The organism is Bradyrhizobium sp. S3.7.6, from assembly GCF_054061875.1.
Map to the genome: position 1 here is coordinate 7,127,376 of NZ_JBSSEQ010000001.1, position 16,706 is coordinate 7,144,081.

Annotated in this window: 10 protein-coding genes; 9 read left to right on the top strand and 1 reads right to left on the bottom strand. The window is 64.6% G+C overall.

Annotation, left to right across the window (positions count from 1 at the left end; genetic code table 11):
• Positions 1 to 152 precede the first annotated feature (152 nt).
• The 9 genes from gspD to ACVJ5M_RS34720 all read left to right on the top strand — a co-directional run bounded on the left by gspD (position 153) and on the right by ACVJ5M_RS34720 (position 15,909).
• The gene (gene gspD, locus ACVJ5M_RS34680) at positions 153 to 2,426 is read left to right on the top strand and encodes a type II secretion system secretin GspD (protein WP_354099369.1); all 2,274 of its coding nucleotides are present in this window, start codon (positions 153 to 155) and stop codon (positions 2,424 to 2,426) included.
• Positions 2,427 to 2,457: 31 nt separating this feature from the next.
• Positions 2,458 to 2,955 (top strand): tetratricopeptide repeat protein, encoded by a 498-nt coding sequence (locus ACVJ5M_RS34685; protein WP_283018551.1) that lies wholly within the window; start codon positions 2,458 to 2,460, stop codon positions 2,953 to 2,955.
• Between the two features lie 202 nt (positions 2,956 to 3,157).
• Positions 3,158 to 3,805 (top strand): transglutaminase-like cysteine peptidase, encoded by a 648-nt coding sequence (locus ACVJ5M_RS34690; protein ID WP_231144437.1) that lies wholly within the window; start codon positions 3,158 to 3,160, stop codon positions 3,803 to 3,805.
• A gap of 236 nt (positions 3,806 to 4,041) precedes the next feature.
• Positions 4,042 to 5,427 carry a hypothetical protein gene (locus tag ACVJ5M_RS34695; protein WP_231144436.1) on the top strand — a complete coding sequence of 462 codons (1,386 nt, stop codon included), beginning with the start codon at positions 4,042 to 4,044 and terminating at the stop codon, positions 5,425 to 5,427.
• Positions 5,428 to 5,873: 446 nt separating this feature from the next.
• Complete coding sequence (locus tag ACVJ5M_RS34700; protein WP_354099370.1) at positions 5,874 to 9,035, top strand: AIDA repeat-containing protein; 3,162 nt, start codon at positions 5,874 to 5,876, stop codon at positions 9,033 to 9,035.
• Between the two features lie 246 nt (positions 9,036 to 9,281).
• On the top strand, positions 9,282 to 11,480 hold the full coding sequence (locus ACVJ5M_RS34705) for a type I secretion system permease/ATPase (RefSeq protein WP_085402748.1): 2,199 nt from the start codon (positions 9,282 to 9,284) through the stop codon (positions 11,478 to 11,480).
• Positions 11,467 to 12,888: an HlyD family type I secretion periplasmic adaptor subunit gene (locus ACVJ5M_RS34710; protein ID WP_231144434.1), complete on the top strand. Its 1,422-nt coding sequence runs from the start codon at positions 11,467 to 11,469 to the stop codon at positions 12,886 to 12,888. The genes ACVJ5M_RS34705 and ACVJ5M_RS34710 overlap by 14 nt, the downstream gene beginning before the upstream one ends.
• 133 nt (positions 12,889 to 13,021) lie before the next feature.
• Complete coding sequence (locus ACVJ5M_RS34715; RefSeq protein WP_231144433.1) at positions 13,022 to 15,562, top strand: arylsulfatase; 2,541 nt, start codon at positions 13,022 to 13,024, stop codon at positions 15,560 to 15,562.
• Complete coding sequence (locus ACVJ5M_RS34720) at positions 15,559 to 15,909, top strand: hypothetical protein (RefSeq protein ID WP_085402745.1); 351 nt, start codon at positions 15,559 to 15,561, stop codon at positions 15,907 to 15,909. The genes ACVJ5M_RS34715 and ACVJ5M_RS34720 overlap by 4 nt, the downstream gene beginning before the upstream one ends.
• 84 nt (positions 15,910 to 15,993) lie before the next feature.
• Here the strand turns inward: ACVJ5M_RS34720 and ACVJ5M_RS34725 are convergent, their stop codons facing one another.
• Complete coding sequence (locus ACVJ5M_RS34725; RefSeq protein WP_063986547.1) at positions 15,994 to 16,674, bottom strand: response regulator transcription factor; 681 nt, start codon at positions 16,672 to 16,674, stop codon at positions 15,994 to 15,996.
• Between the last annotated feature and the right edge of the window lie 32 nt (positions 16,675 to 16,706).

Sequence of the window (16,706 nt, forward strand, 5' to 3'; positions counted from 1 at the left end):
GTTAAGCAAGCCGCATTCGGCCCGCCCCGCCTCGACGGGAACAACAGCGGGCGGCGCGTGAGTGAGGCAGTCCAGTGAGCCGAGCAACATTCCGGATCGGCTTGGTTGTCCAATGCGCTGCCATCTGCGTATTGCTCGGATCGTGCAACACGGTGAGCGGCATCGCCGATGCCGACACCAAGGATCCGGATGTCTTCGACAAGGTCCGCTCGGTTGACCTGTTGCCGCGCTATCCGAACCAGTTGCCGCAGCGCGAACTCTCGACCGGCCCCCGCGCCAAGACCGCGATCTACGCGGCGGTTGCCAGCGACGATGCGCCAACCGCCACCTCGTCGCAGCAAGCGGCGGTCAGCACCGACCGGTTCGAGCTCAATTTCGACAATTCGCCGGTCGCATCCGTCGCCAAGATCGTGCTCGGCGACATCCTCGGCGTCGGCTACGTCATCGATCCGCGCGTCCAGGGCAATGTCAGCCTCTCCTCGGGCCGCCCGATCCCCAAATCCGACGTCGTCTTCGCGCTCGAAAACGCGCTGCGGATCGGCGGCGTCGCGCTGGTGCGCGACGATACCGGCTACCGGCTGATGCCGCAGGGCGACGCGGTCGGCGTCGGCGGTGCGGACGCCTCCGATCGCATGACACCCGGCTACGGCATAACGATCGTGCCGCTGCAATATGTCTCGGCGCAGACCGTCATCAAGCTGGTCGACAGTTTTGCCACCAAGCAGGGCATGATCCGCGCCGACACCAGCCGCAACCTGATCCTGATCCAGGGCTCCGGCAGCGAGCGCCGCAACGCGGTCGATCTCGTGCTGAGCTTCGATGCGGACTTCTTGAAGGGACAGTCGGTCGGTATCTTCCCGGTGCAGAACAGCAATCCGGGACCGATCATCGCCGAGCTCGAGAAAATCGTCGATTCCGGCGAAGGCGGCATGACGCAGAACGTGATCAAATTCCAGTCGATCGCCCGGATGAACGCGGTGCTCGCGGTGACGCGGAAGCCGGAGCTGTTGAACCGTGTCGAAACCTGGATCCGCCGCCTCGACACCACCAATACAGGCCGCTCGGCGGTCCACGTCTACCGCGTGAAGTTCGGCGACGCCCGGCAGATCGCGCGGGTGCTCAACGACGTCTTCGGTTCGAGCAGCTCTTCCGGCTCGTCCGCCTCTCAGCTCGACAGCCCGGGTGGACAGGTCGCACCAGGATCCGGCCTCGCCTCGAGCTCGAGCCGCGGCTCTGCGCTCAGCCGCCTGTCGGCCTCGCCCAATCAGTCAAGCAGCGGCTTTGGCTCGAATTCAGGCGGACGCGCCGCAAGCGCGGGTGCTTCCGACGCGTCTACCGGCAATCAGGCCGCCTACGGTTCATCATCCGCTTCGCAGGGCGGCGGCAGCCTGTTCGACAACTCCTCCACAGGACAGAATTCAGGCCGCGGCGGCGCAGGTCCCGGCAACGTTCTCGACGGTGTCCGCATCACTGCCGACAGCGTCAATAACACGCTGTTGATCTATGCGAGCCAGGAACAGTACCGGATCATCGAGCAGACCATCAAGGAGATCGACCAACCGCAGCTCCAGGTCGCCATCGACGCCACCATCGCCGAGGTGACGCTGACCGACGATCTCCAATACGGCATCCAGTCCTACATCATGAGCCGCGATGTCGGCCTGAAGCCCAACACCGGCTCGGTGGGCTTTAACGGCGCAACGTCGGTCGCCGCGGCGGCAGCCGATGTCGTGCTCCAGCGCGCCATCCCCGGCTTCAACTTCCTGGTCGGCTCGGCGCAGACGCCGCGCGCCGTGCTCAACGCGCTGCATGCGATCACCGACGTCAAGGTGCTGTCGAACCCGTCCGTGGTCGTGATCGACAACCAGGTCGCGACCCTCCAGGTCGGCGACGAGATCCCGATCCAGACCGGAAGCGCAACCGTGCTGACCGGCAACAACACCATCGCCAACACGACCGACTATCGCAGCACCGGCATCATCCTGCGCGTGGTGCCGCGGATCAATGCCAACGGCAATGTCAGGCTCGATGTCGAGCAGGAGATCTCCAATCCGGTCAGCAACTCGTCGTCAGGATCGTCCTCGACGTCGACCAACTCGCTGACGCCGACGGTGTCGACCCGCAAGGTGCGCAGCTCGGTCGCGGTCGCGAGCGGACAGACGGTCCTGCTGGCGGGCCTGATCAGCGACACCCAGACCAAGAGCCGCGCGGGCATTCCGGGCCTCGACCAGATTCCCGGCCTCGGCGAAGCCGTGTTCGGGCAGACGGACAAGCAGGTCAAGCGCACCGAGCTTATCATCTTCATCCGGCCGCAGATCATCCGCGACGGCGCCGATGCTCATTTCGTTGCCGAGGAGCTGCGCACCAAGCTGCGCGGTACGATCAACGCGATCGGGCCGAGGCCCGCGCCGACGACCTACCGCTGAGCCAGTACAAATTGCCCGAGGAGCGGTTCACATGATCAGGTCCAGCAGACTCTTGATTGCCGCCATCGTGCTGGGACTTGCCTCGACAAGCATCGCCCACGCAAATTCCCTCGGCGCCGGAACCGGCGCCTTCAACCGCGGCGACTACAATACCGCTGCCCGTCTGCTGTTGCCGCAGGCCGAGCGCGGCAATGCCCGCGCGCAAGGGATGGTCGGCTTCATGTACGCGACGGGACAAGGCCTGCCGCAGGCCTATGACGCCGCCGGCTACTGGTACAGGCTGGCCGCCGAGCAAGGCGACACCACGTCGCAATATCTGCTCGGCCTCGCCTACGACAAGGGCCAGGGCGTGCCGCAGGACGACGTCGCCGCCTACAAATGGCTGAACCTCGCGGCTGCGCATGCACCGAGGAAAACCCGCGAGAATTTTGCAAAGCTGCGCAATGCCGTCGCCTCGAAGATGAGCCGCGGCCAGATCGCGGCCGGCCAATGGCACGCGCTGCGCTGGCCCGAGGAGTCGCCGTTCTGATCGACGGCGCGGGCCGCAAGCTGCGGGGAACGCCGTCATATCATGATGTGACGGCGTAACGCCGGTCTTAACGGAAATCATACCATCACCGCCGCCGTCCCAGCCGACATCGCGCGGATCGGTACAATTTGAAGCAATCGCTTAGCCGGATCGCGAGCTGTCTCTGCCAACGTCCCCTGCACAGGGAGCGTCGGGGCACGACATGGCGGGAAATCGCAACGCAAAACAGAGACTGACGACGCTGGCGGCCGCCGGCCTTGCCGCGGCCTGCCTGTCGATGGCGCTGCCGGCCCATGCTTTCCTGGCCCGCCCCACCCTGTTTGCTGCGATCGGCGCCGCGACCAAGGCACCGTCCGGCTGGCAACAGTTCTGCGCCGAGAATGCCGAGGACTGCCGGCCCGGCGCTGATCAGGCCCGGGACGTCGTGCTCACGCCCGAACTGCTTCAGCAGCTCTACGAGACCAACAAATACGTCAATGATCGCGTCGCCTGGACCAGCGATGACGCGCTTTACGGCAAGGCCGAACGCTGGACGCTGCCGCTCGATCGCGGCGATTGCGAGGACATCGTCCTGCTCAAGCGCAAGATGCTCGCCAAGCTGGGCTGGCCGCAGGGGTCGCTCCTGATCACAACGGTCGAGGAGCCCGGTCCGGCCAAAGGTCGTCACGCCGTACTCACCGTCCGCTCCGACCGCGGCGAGATGATCCTCGACAACCAGACCCCGGAAATCCTGTTCTGGTACGAGACCAAATACCGCTACCTGTCGCGGCAAAGCGCCACCGACCCGAACGTCTGGGTGGCCTTCGGCGCCGAGCAGCCCAGGCCGCCGGCTTTTCCCGTCGAGCGTTAATTCCCCGTAGAGCGACCCTGAAGACCAGCCTCTCGGCCACGGCGCGCCGCGCGGTCGCCGGTCATGCGCGACAGTCCGCATGACCTCGCAAGACGTCCGGCGTTTCGCCGCACCTTTATCACTATAACATTGTTCGCGCGTTATGATACAAAATATATCATTAGCGACGGAATGATTCCCATTCCGAGTTGTATCATCATCGCGACCATCCCCATTAGCGCTCATTTGAGGCATCAATGACCACTCAAGTTGTATTTGGCGGCACGACAACGATCTCCGCCCCCACCACCACGACCTACATCGTCGTCTCGGGCACGCTCGACGTCGCCAGCGGCGGCGTCGTGTCCGGCGCGACCGCGGTCGGCCCCGGCACTGTCATCATGATCGAGGCCGGCGGCACCGCCAACAACTCGACCATCGCCGGCGGTGTGCAGTACAATTACGGCACGGCCAACGGCGTCGTCATCTCCAACGGCGGCACCCAGCACGTCTATGGCGGCACCGCCAGTAACGTCGTGATCAGCGCCGGCGGTTACCAGGACGTCATGAACGCCACCGTCACCGGAACGACGCTCGCCGGCTTCCAGCAGGTGCATGTCGGCGGCGTGACCTACGCGACGGTCATCGTCAACGGCGGCAACGAATTCGTGGCGGCCGGCGGCACCACCAATGGCACGATCATCTCGTCGGGCGGCCTGCAATATGTCGGCGAGGACGGCACCGCCAACGGCACCGCGATCAACAACGGCGGCTATCAATTCGTGCTCGGCACCGGCAATGACACCGTCGTATTCGGCGGCGGCGTCCAGGAAGTCGCCGGCACGACCAACAACACCACCGTCAACAGCGGCGGCATTCAGCACATCGTGCTGGACGGCACCGCGATCACGACGACGGTCCAGGCCGGCGGCTTCCAGCAGGTCAACAGCGGCAGCGTGCAGGGCAGCCAGGTCAGCGGCGGCCTTCAGGTTCTCGGCACCGGCAGTTCGACCGACACGGTGGTTCTGTCCGGCGGCAGCGAATATATCGGCTCCGGCGCTTCGGCGACGGGAACGACGGTCAACGCCGGCGGCCTGCAATATGTGGACGTTGGCGCTTCGGCGGCCTCCACGACGGTCAACGGCGGCTTCGTCTTCGTGGCTGGCACGGCCTCGGGCGCGACCGTCAACAGCGGCGAGTTCGATGTGGTTGGCAGCGCCAGCAACACGCATCTCGCCGGCGGCGCCGAATATGTCTATGCCGGCGGCGTCCAGAACGGCGTCGATTTCGCTGGCTCGGCTTCGACGCTCTATCTCGAGGACGCGTCCGGCCTGACCGGCACGATCTCGAATTTCGAGATCGGCGACGTCATCGACTTCCGCAACCTTGCTGTGACCTCGTACGAATTCGATGGCGCGACGCTCACGCTGACCACCAGCAACGGCTCGCTCGCCTATCAATTCGCAGGCGTCGAGGCCGGCACCGCGTTGAACGTCGCCTCCGACGGCCATGGCGGCACGTCCGTGTCGCTCTCGCTGCTCTCGCAGTTCTCGGCGAGCCTGGTCCCGGATGCTGGCGAAGGCGCGATCACGCAGCAGGGCTCCGATCCCGAGAGCGCCTCGCTCGTTCACGCCCAGAGCTGACCTGAGACGACATTGCTGTACCGGGACAAGTCCCGGTACAGCTTCCTCGGCTGTCGAGCCCTGCTCCGGCCAAGGCCATCGACGCAAGCCTCGCCATCGCTCATCAAATCTCAGACGCAACAGGTCGCGCGCCATCGAGGGGCAACCCGCGAGCACGTCCGTGCGACGGCGGCTCCGGTCACGCCTGCCTATGCGGGAGGCATGCCCAGCGCGAGATTGCATACCATTTGGAGCACCCGCACCGGCTGCACGCGCGGACCCCCTTCATATCATTGATGTAACGTTATTCCGGACAAAATGCCGCACATCGCGCAAAAATGTATCATAAAATATCATAAATAGATCGTTTAGAGCGCATGCAGGTTCGGCGCAGGCCTCCGCAGCAGGCGGTCGCGGCGCGGAATTCAGCCCTTCAGCGCTCTCTTTAGCATCACTTGAGGTATGTTATGACCACCGTCGTAAAAATGGGTACCGAATTTCAGGTCAATAGCCAGACGGCTGGCAGCCAGTGGTATCCCTCCATTACCGGCCTCACCAATGGCGGCTTCGTCGTCACTTGGCAGGACGGCCTCGCCGGCTCCACCAGCGGCAGCAGCACGCTCGGCGACGCCAGCGGCTCCGCCGTCCATGCCCAGCTCTATGCCGCGGACGGCAGCAAGGTCGGCGGCGAATTCCTGGTCAACACCCAGACCAACGGCTCGCAGGCCTCCCCGGTCGTGACCGGCCTCAGCAACGGCGGCTTCGTCGTCTCCTGGCAGGACCAGAACTCCACGAGCGGCGACATCAAGGCCCAGATCTACGGCGCGAACGGCGCCCCGGTCGGCGGCGAATTCCTGATCAACTCCGTCACCGCCAACAACCAGAATACGCCGGCCATCACCGGCCTGCCCAATGGCGGCTTCGTCGTCGCCTGGACCAACCAGGGCAGCGTCGCGCCCGACATCAAGGCCCAGGTCTATGACGCGAACGGCGCCAAGGTCGGCTCCGAATTCCTCGTCAACTCCGCCAGCGCCAACTTCGATCAGGAGCGCGCCTCGATCGCAACGCTCAGCAACGGCGACTTCGTCGTCACCTGGAACGATTTCCGCACCGGCAATTGGGAAGTCCGCGGTCAGGTGTTCCACCCGGGTGCGAGCGGCGCGACCAAGGTCGGCTCCAAATTCACCGTCGACACCGCCTATTACAACAGCCGCATGGTTGCCGGCGTGACCGGTCTTGCCAACGGCAATTTCGTCATCAGCTTCGAGGACACCAGCGGCGAAATTCGCGCGCAGGTCTTCACGGCTGGCGGCAGCAAGGTCGGCTCGGAATTCCAGGTCAACACCCAGACCGGCGGCAACCAGGGCTTTTCGAGCATCACCGCACTGACCGGCGGCGGCTTCGTCGTGACCTGGTCGGACGAAGGAACGGCCGACGGCAGCGGCTCCGGCATCAAGGCGCAGGTCTATGATACGGCCGGCAACAAGATCGGCGGCGAGTACATCGTCAACTCGCAGACCAACAGCTATCAGTACTATCCGACCGTCTCGGCGCTCGCCAATGGCGGCTTCGTCATCAGCTGGCAGGACTTCAGCCAGACGCTTGGTGACAACTCCTCCTACGGCATCACCGCGCAGGTCTTCAACCTGTCGAACGCCCCGACCGCGCCGACCATCGTGTCGGTCACCGATGACGTCTCGCCCAACAGCGGCGCGCTCGCCAACGGCGCCAGCACCAACGACACCAACCTGACGGTCCGCATCGCAACCGGCAGCAACTTTGCCGGCGACGTCGTGCAGCTGTTCGACGGCCAGACCGCGATCGGCTCGGCAGTCACGCTCTCGCTCGCCGACATCGCGCGCGGCTACGTCGACATCCAGACCGGCCTGCTCGGCAACGCGGCCCACGCCATCACTGCGAAGGTCACCGATACGACCGGCGCCGTGAGCGATGCCGCCTCCGCGATCAACGTGACCGTCGACACGGTTGCCCCGGCCGTCGGCGTCACCGGCGTGACGCTCGACACCGCCAACCTGCCCACCTTCACGGTGAGCGGCACCACCGAAGCCGGCCTTCTGGTCTCGGTCTATGACGGTGCCACCCTGGTCGGCACTACCACGGCTGGCGCCAACGGCTCCTGGAGCCTCGCCGGCCTGACGCTGGTGGAAGGCGCCAACAACCTGACCGCCAAGACCACCGATGCAGCCGGCAACGCCGGCACCTCGACCGTCTTCGCGGCGCCGACGCTGGTCTCGACCGGCGCGGTTTCGGTCACGGGCGCGTCGACGACCTCGCAGGGCTATGTCGTGCTCGGCGACGGCACTCTCGATGTCGTCACCGGCGGCAACGTCTCCGGCCAGATCACGATCGGCAATGGCGGCGTCGTCGACGTCCTCAACGGCGCGACCACCGAGCATACCAACATCCGCAGCGGCGGCGTGCAGTACGACTACGGCACCGCGAACGACACCATCGTTCACGCGGGCGGCCAGCAGCACGTCTACTTCGGCGGCAGCGCCAACGGTTCGACGGTCGAGGCCGGCGGCTACCAGGACGTCTACTCGAATTCGACCGTCACCAACGTCAGCCTCAGCGGCAACCAGCAGGTGCTGGCGGGCGGAACGGCCATCGACACCACGGTCTATGGCGGCGGCTACCAATATGTCGGCGATGGCGGCACCAGCGCCGGCACGCTGGTCAAAACCGGCGGCTTCCAATACATCGATGCCGGCGGGTCGGCCAGCGACACCGTGATCGACGGCGGCTTCCAGTATGTCGACGGCACGGCGACCGGCGGCTCGGTCGGCGGCGGCAACTCGCTGGGCGGCGGCGTCGCGACCGGTGTGACCGTCAAGAACGGCGGCGCGCAGCACGTCTACCACGGCGGCAGCGCGACCGGCACGATCGTTGCGGCTGGCGGCTTCCAGGACGTCTACCACGCCACCGTCTCCGGCACGAACCTCAGCGGCAATCAGCAGGTGCTGGATGGCGGCATCGCCGCGAACACCGTGATCGAGAACGGCGGCAATTCGTACATTGGCGCGGGCGGATCGGTGACGGCGACCACGGTCAACGGCGGCGGTCTGCTCTATGTCGACGCCGGCGGCTCGGCCGCGTCCACGACGATCAACGGCGGGGTCGGGTTCGTGATCGGAACGGCGTCCGGCACGACGCTCAACAGCGGCGAACTCGACGTCGCAGGCACCGCCGACAACACCCACCTTGCGGGCGGGGTCGAGCATGTCTTCGCCGGAGGCGTCCAGAACGGCGTCGACTTCGCCGGCTCGGCTGCAACGTTGACGCTCGAAAACGCGTCCGGCCTGACCGGCACGGTGTCGAACTTCGAACTCGGCGACACGATCGACCTGCTCAACACGTCGGTCTCGTCGTTCACCTTCGACGGTACGACACTGACGCTCGCCACGAACTCGGGCAGCCACACCTACCAGTTCGCGGGCGTTCAGTCCGGCACCGAGCTCAACGTCACCGACGACGGCCACGGCGGATCGGCGATCTCGCTGTCGCTGCTGGTGCAGCAATCGGCGAGCATCGTCCCGGATGCCGGCGAGAGCAGCCTCGTGTCTTCGGACACGACGCAGCAGCAGCCCACGCTGGCCAGCCACGGCTGATCGGCCAACACGATCTGCGCACCGGGGTCCCCGCCCCGGTGCGTCATGCGATCGCGGCGGGAGGTGAACTTGCCTCCCGCCGTCCCGCATCCCGCCGCAGAACGCCAAATCCGACCGTTATGTGAGCGGTCCGACATAGTTATCAAACCGTAACATAGCCGCGTTAGCTATCGGCCGCCCTGCCGACCGGCGGGACACCCGTCCGTGAAATCGTCCGGACCCGATGACCGCGGATATTTGCTTCCAATGAGCCCGAACGAGACCATTTCACGCGACCCGGCCGCCAAAGAGCAGCCGAAGGAGCCGCCGGTGCAGGCCGTGCCGAAGCCGCCGGCCGACCCCGGCCTGACCGCGCTCGTCATGATGCTCCAATTCCTCGGGGTGCCCGCCGAGCCGGAGCAGCTCCGCCATCAGCTCGGCGTCACCGTGATCGGCACCACCGAGATGCTGCGCTGTACCAGGCAGTTCAACATCAAGGCGCGCGTGGTGAAGACGAGCTGGGACCGGCTCGACAAGACGCCGCTGCCCGCCATCGTCCCCTTGCGCGACGGCGGCTTCCTGATCCTCGGCAAGGCCGGCGACGGTAAGGCCATCGTGCAATATCCGGGCTCGCCGCGGCCGCAGATGCTGACCAAGGCGCAGTTCGAGGTGCTCTGGGACGGCCGCATCGTGCTGATGACCAAGCGCGCCGGCCTCGCCGATCTGTCGCGGCGCTTCGACATCACCTGGTTCATGGGCGCGGTCAACCGCTATCGCGGCCTGCTCGGCGAAGTGCTGCTCGCCTCGTTCTTCCTCCAGATCTTTGCGCTGGTGTCGCCGCTGTTCTTCCAGGTGGTGATCGACAAGGTGCTGGTGCATCGCAGCCTCGGCACGCTGGATGTGCTGGTCGCCGGCATCGTCGCGATCTCGATCTTCGAGGTCGTGCTCGGCGCGCTCCGCACCTACCTGTTCTCGCACACGACCAACCGCATCGACGTCGAGCTCGGCGCGCGGCTGTTCCACCACCTGCTGGCGCTGCCGCTGTCCTATTTTCAGGCGCGGCGGGTCGGCGACACGGTCGCGCGGGTGCGCGAGCTGGAGAATTTGCGCAACTTCATCACCGGCTCGGCGCTGACGCTGGTGATCGACCTGTTCTTCACCTTCGTCTTCCTCGGCCTGATGGCGTTCTACTCGCCGCTGCTGACCGCGATCGTGCTGGCGTCGTTCCCGCTCTACATCGTCATCTCGGCCGGCGCCACGCCGCTGTTCCGCTACCGTCTCGACGAGAAGTTCAAGCGCGGCGCGGAGAACCAGTCGTTCCTTGTCGAGAGCGTCACCGGCGTCGAGACCTTGAAGGCGATGGCGGTCGAGCCGCAGATGCAGAAGCGCTGGGAAGAGCAGCTTGCCGGCTACGTCGCCTCGAGCTTTCGCGTGGTCAATCTCGGCAATGTTGCAAGCCAGGCCGTTCAGTTCGTCAGCAAGATCAACATGGCGATCCTGCTCTATTTCGGCGCCAAGCTGGTCATCGACGGTAACCTCACGGTCGGCGAGCTCGTCGCCTTCAACATGCTGTCGGGACGTGTCACCGCACCGGTGCTTCGGCTCGCCCAGCTCTGGCAGGATTTCCACCAGGCGCGGCTGTCGGTCGAGCGGCTCGGCGACATCCTCAACACCGTGCCCGAGCCGACCCATCGCCCGGGTCGCGCGGCGTTGCCTGCCATCCGTGGCGACATCACCTTCGAGCATGTCGGCTTCCGCTATCGCGTCGACGGACCGCAGATCCTGAGCGACATCACCCTGAAGATTCCGGCCGGCCAGATCGTCGGCATCGTCGGCACCTCCGGCTCCGGCAAGAGCACGCTCGGAAAACTGATCCAGAGGCTCTATCTCCCCGAGAGCGGCCGCGTGCTGGTCGACGGCAATGACCTTGCGGCGGTCGACCCGACCTGGCTGCGCCGGCAGGTCGGCGTCGTGCTGCAGGAGAACATGCTGTTTAACCGCTCGGTGCGCGACAACATCGCACTCGCCGACCCCGCGCTGCCGATGGAGCGCGTCGTCGCCGCAGCGAAGCTCGCCGGCGCACACGATTTCATCCTCGAACTCCAGGATGGCTACGACACCGTCATCGGCGAGCGCGGCAGCACGCTGTCCGGCGGCCAGCGCCAGCGCATCGCGATCGCACGCGCGCTAACGACCAATCCGCGCGTTCTCATCTTCGACGAAGCAACGAGCGCGCTCGACTATGAAAGCGAGCGCATCATCCAGCACAACATGCGCGAGATCACGGCGGGCCGTACCGTTCTGATCATCGCCCACCGTCTGTCGACCGTGCGTACCGCGGACCGCATCATCACCGTGGAGCGTGGCCGTATCGTCGAGGACGGTTCGCACGACCAGCTGATCCGCAGCGGCGGCCGCTACGCCACGCTGCATCGTGTCCAGGCAGGCATCCATGAAGTCGGCTAAGGCGATGATGGCCTCGCTGCGCAGCCCGACGCGGACGCGCGACGAACTGGCGTTCCTCCCCGCGGCGCTCGAGATCGTCGAGACCCCGCCTTCGCCGATCGGCCGCGCCATCTCCGCGTCGATCTCGGCGGTGTTTCTGATCGCGCTGGTGTGGGCCAGCATCGGCACGATCGACATCATCGCGACCGCGACCGGCAAGATCGTCCCCGACGGCCGCACCAAGGTGATCCAGCCGTTCGAGACCGCGGTCGTGCGCGCCATCCACGTGCAGGACGGTCAGCGCGTCAAGGCCGGCGACCTCCTGATCGAGCTCGATCCCACCATGAGCCAGGCCGAGCTCGGCCATCTCCAGAGCGATCTGCTGGCGAGCGAGCTCGACATCGCACGTCTGCACGCCGCACTTGCCGGCGGTGATCCCGCCAAATTCATCGCGCCCGCGCGCGCGACCTCCGATCAGATCCGCACCGCAAAGCGTTTCCTGGCCTCGCAGGCCGCCGAGCAGGCGTCCAAGATCACCTCGCTCGAATGGCAGGGCACGCAGAAGAAAGCGGAGCGTTCGACCAGCGAGGCCACGATCGGCAAGATCAGCGCCCTGATCCCCATCATGCAGCAGCGGGTCGATGTGCGAAAATATCTCGTCGACCGCGAGTTCGGCTCCAAACTGCAATACCTCACGGAAACGCAGGACCTGGTCGCACAACAGCAGGAATTGCTGGTCCAGAAGAGCCACTATGCCGAGGCCGATGCCGCCGTTGGAGGCATCGAGGAGACGCTGCGGCGCACCGAGGCGGAATATCAGCGCGGCCTGTTTGACGAGCTTGCGAAAGCCGAGCAGAAGGCGGCTGGCCTGCGCCAGGACATCGTCAAGGCCGAGCAGCGCACCAGCCTGCTGCGCCTCGCCGCGCAGGAGGACGGCATCGTCCAGCAGCTCGCCGTGCACTCGGTCGGCGGCGTGGTGACGCCGGCCCAGACGCTGATGGTGGTGGTGCCCACCAGCGGCGGCCTCGAGATCGAGGCGATGATCTCGAACCGCGACATCGGCTTCGTCAATCCCGGCGAGGAAGCCGCGATCAAGGTCGACACCTTCAGCTTCACCCGCTACGGCCTGCGCCAGGGCAAGGTGCTCAGCGTCTCCCAGGACGCCATCGTCCGCCAGAAACCGCCGGAAAAGCCCGGCGACACGCCGGCCGGCACCGACACATCATCCAGTGAACCCAAGGGCCAGGAGCTGGTTTACTCCGCCCGCGTCTCGCTCGACCGCTCGCAGATGGACATCGACGGCCGCACCGTCAACCTCGCGCCCGGCATGGCCGTAACCGTCGAGATCAAGACCGGCACAAGGAAGATCATCAGCTATGTGGTGTCGCCGCTGATCCGCTATGGGCAGGAGAGTTTGCGGGAGCGGTGAGACGGCCGCGAATCCGGCGGGATGGTATCGGGATCTCTGGCCCAGCCCAACCGGCACATTTGACCTAAATCAAGCAGGTATCGGTTAGCGGTGACAGCCTCAACCCGCCAAATGGACTGCGGGAGGTCGGAATATGAAAATCCGTTGCCGCACCCTTGCGACCACAGCAAGTATTCTCGCCCTCGGTTGCATCTCCGCGTCGGCTCAGCAGGTCACGGGCACCCCAGGCTCGCCCGCAGCCACGACGACAATTGACGGCAAGCTGCTTCCGCCGCCGCCTCCAGAATTCGGAGGGGTCATCAACGAGAGAGCCTCGGAGTCGAAGGCGTGGTGGGCACCGCGTGTCGTACCGCCGAAGGGCGCGCCCAATGTGTTGCTCATCATGACCGACGACCAAGGTTTCGGAGCGCCGAGCACCTTCGGCGGCGTTGTCCCCACGCCCGCGATGGATCGTATCGCTGCGCAGGGCCTGCGCTACACCAATTTTCATTCCACCTCGCTGTGCTCACCGACGCGGGCGGCGCTCATCACCGGCCGCAATCATCATTCGGTCGGCTTCGGAGTCGTCGGCGAAATATCGACGGGATTCCCAGGTTACGACTCGATCATTCCGATCGAGAAGGGCACCATCGGCACCACCCTGAAGGCGAACGGGTACGCCACCTCGTGGTTCGGCAAGAACCATAACACGCCCTCATATCAATCGAGCCAGGCGGGGCCATTCAATCAATGGCCCAATGGCATGGGCTTCGAGTATTTCTATGGTTTTGTCGGCGGCGATGCCAGTCAGTGGCAGCCGAATCTGTTCCGCAACACCACAGCGATTTATCCATTCCAGGACAATCCCCGCTGGAACCTGACGACCGCGATGGCCGACGAAGCCATCCAGCACATGAAACAGCTCAAGGAGATCGCGCCCGACAAGCCGTTCTTCGTTTATTACGTGCCCGGCGGCACGCACGCGCCGCATCATCCGACGCCGGACTGGATCAAGAAGATCAGCGACATGCACCTGTTCGACCAAGGCTGGAACAAGCTGCGGGAGACGATCTTCGCCAACCAGAAGCGGTTGGGCATCATGCCCGACCACGCCAGGCTGACGCCATGGCCGAAGGAATTGCCGCAATGGGATTCTACCGGCGAGTTGGAGAAGAAGCTCTTCATCAAGCAGGCAGATGTCTATGGCGCCTACCTTGCCTACACCGACTATGAGATCGGCCGCGTCATTCAAGCCGTCGAAGACCTCGGAGAGCTCAACAACACGTTGATTATCTACATCGGCGGCGACAACGGCGCGAGTGCCGAAGGCATGATCAACGGTACGCCCAACGAGTTCACGACCTTCAATGGCGTCCCGGTGCCGGTGAAGGCTCAGTACCTCTGGTATCCGTTCTGGGGCTCGGACAAGACTTTCCCGCATTTTGCCGCGCCCTGGGCGTGGGCGATGGACACTCCATTCAAGTGGGTCAAGCAGGTGCCGTCGCATTTTGGCGGGACCGCCCAAGGCGTCGCCATGTCCTGGCCCGGCCATATCAACGATGTCGGAGGCATCCGTCGCCAATTCCATCACGTCATCGATATTGCCCCGACCATCCTCGAAGCAACCGGCATTTCGCAACCTGACACGATCGACGGTATCAAACAGAGCCCCATGGAAGGGGTGAGTATGGCGTACACATGGGACAAGGCGAACGCCAATGCCAGGACGACGCACACGACCCAATATTTCGAGATGCTCGGCAATCGCTCCATCTATCACGATGGGTGGGTGGCGGCCACGACGCCGATCACGCTTCCATGGGAGCTAAGCAGCGCGCCCCCGCCAGATGTGATCACGGGCTACAAGTGGGAGCTCTACAACGTCCAGGAAGACCCCACTCAGTTCAATGATCTGGCCGCCAAAATGCCGGAGAAGGTCAAGGAGCTGCAAGCCGTCTTTGATGTCGAGGCGAAGAAGTACAACGTGCTGCCGCTCGATAACACGACGCTCGCGCGTTGGAATACGCCGCGCCCAAGCCTGACGGCTGGGCAGACGGTATTCACCTATTCGGGCGAACTGACCGGTGTGCCGGCTAGCGCCGCGCCGAGCATCCTCAACAAGTCCTATACCATCACCGCCGAGGTTGAGATTCCCAACGGCGGCGCTGAAGGGATGATCGTCACCGAAGGCGGACGTTTCGGCGGCTACGGGCTACTTCTAAGCAAGGGTGTGGCGGGCCTTCGGCGGGGTAAGCCCGTGTTCCTCTACAACCTGCTCAACCTCAAGCGCACGGTCTGGTCGGGACCGGAGTTGACCGCGGGCAAGCACACCATCGTCTTCGACTTCAAGTCGGATGGGCCGGGATTGGGCAAGGGCGGTACAGGCGTACTTTCAGTGGATGGCAAGGAAGTAGACCGGAAATCCATAGAACACGGTACGCCGATCACGTTCCCCGAGGACGAGACCTTCGACGTCGGCCAGGACACCCGCACCGGGGTCGCGATGCTCGAGTATCGCTACGATCCTCCGTTCAAGTTCACGGGCAAGATCAACAAGCTGACGTTCAAGCTCGGACCTGAGTTGAAGGACCCAGCGCAAGCCAAGGCAGAACTTGGACCTATGCCAGCGCCGGAGCCGGATCCCATTGAAGAGTCGAAGTCTCAAAAGCCACCCGCGAACGTTGGGAAGAAATGAAAGGCGCATTGGCGTTCGCCGCCATCAGCGAAGCTGCAACGGGATTGGCGCTGTTGATCGCGCCGTCGCTGGTTGGCCAGTTGTTGCTGGGCGAGCAGCTTTCCGGTGTCGCAACGCCGGTCGCGCGTGTCGCCGGCATTGCGCTGATTGCCTTGGGGATCGCCTGTTGGCCAGGGTGGCCGCCACTGCCGGGCATGTTGATCTACAACGGAGCCATCACCCTATATTTGGCCTACCTCGGTTTCGCAGGTGGATTGAGCGGCGTCCTTCTGTGGCCGGCAGTCGTCCTTCATCTAATCCTGACCACGCTCTTGATGCGCGGCGGCTCGCAAAGCCGCGACCGCTGAATTTCTCATCGACCCCGCCGTTTCCGGGGAAGCTTCAAAATTCTTCTGGCTCAGTGCCTTGCGTATTGAAGAGTATCCAAAGCTTTAACGTATCCCATCCCGGATCATGTATCCGGCGCCGCGGATCGTGTGCAGCAGCGGCCGCTCAAAACCCTTGTCGATCTTGGAGCGCAGCCGCGAAATGTGCACGTCGATCACGTTGGTCTGCGGATCGAAATGGTAGTCCCAGACGTTCTCCAGCAGCATGGTGCGCGTCACCACCTGGCCGGCATGCTTCATGAGGTATTCGAGCAGGCGGAATTCGCGCGGCTGGAGCGTCAGCTCGTCCTTGCCGCGGGCGACGCGATGGGACAGCCGGTCGAGCTCGAGATCGCCGACGCGGTAGAGCGTGTCCTCGGCCGGACCGCCGCGGCGCCGTGACAGCACTTCGACCCGGGCCAGCAGCTCGGCAAAGGAATAAGGCTTCGGCAGATAGTCGTCGCCGCCGGCGCGCAGACCCTTGATGCGATCGTCGACCTGCCCGAGCGCGGAGAGAATCAGCACCGGCGACGAGTCGCCCTTGTCGCGCAACGCGCCGATCAGGGACAGGCCGTCACGCTTGGGCAGCATGCGGTCGACCACCAGCACGTCGTAATCGCCGCTCTCGGCCATGGCGAGGCCTTCCTCGCCGTCGGCGGCGTGGTCGGCAATGTGTCCGACTTCACGAAACGCCTTCACGAGATAGTCGGCGGATTCGCGGTCGTCTTCGATGATGAGGAGGCGCATCGTGCGTTCGGCGGCGGTCAAGGGGGTCAACC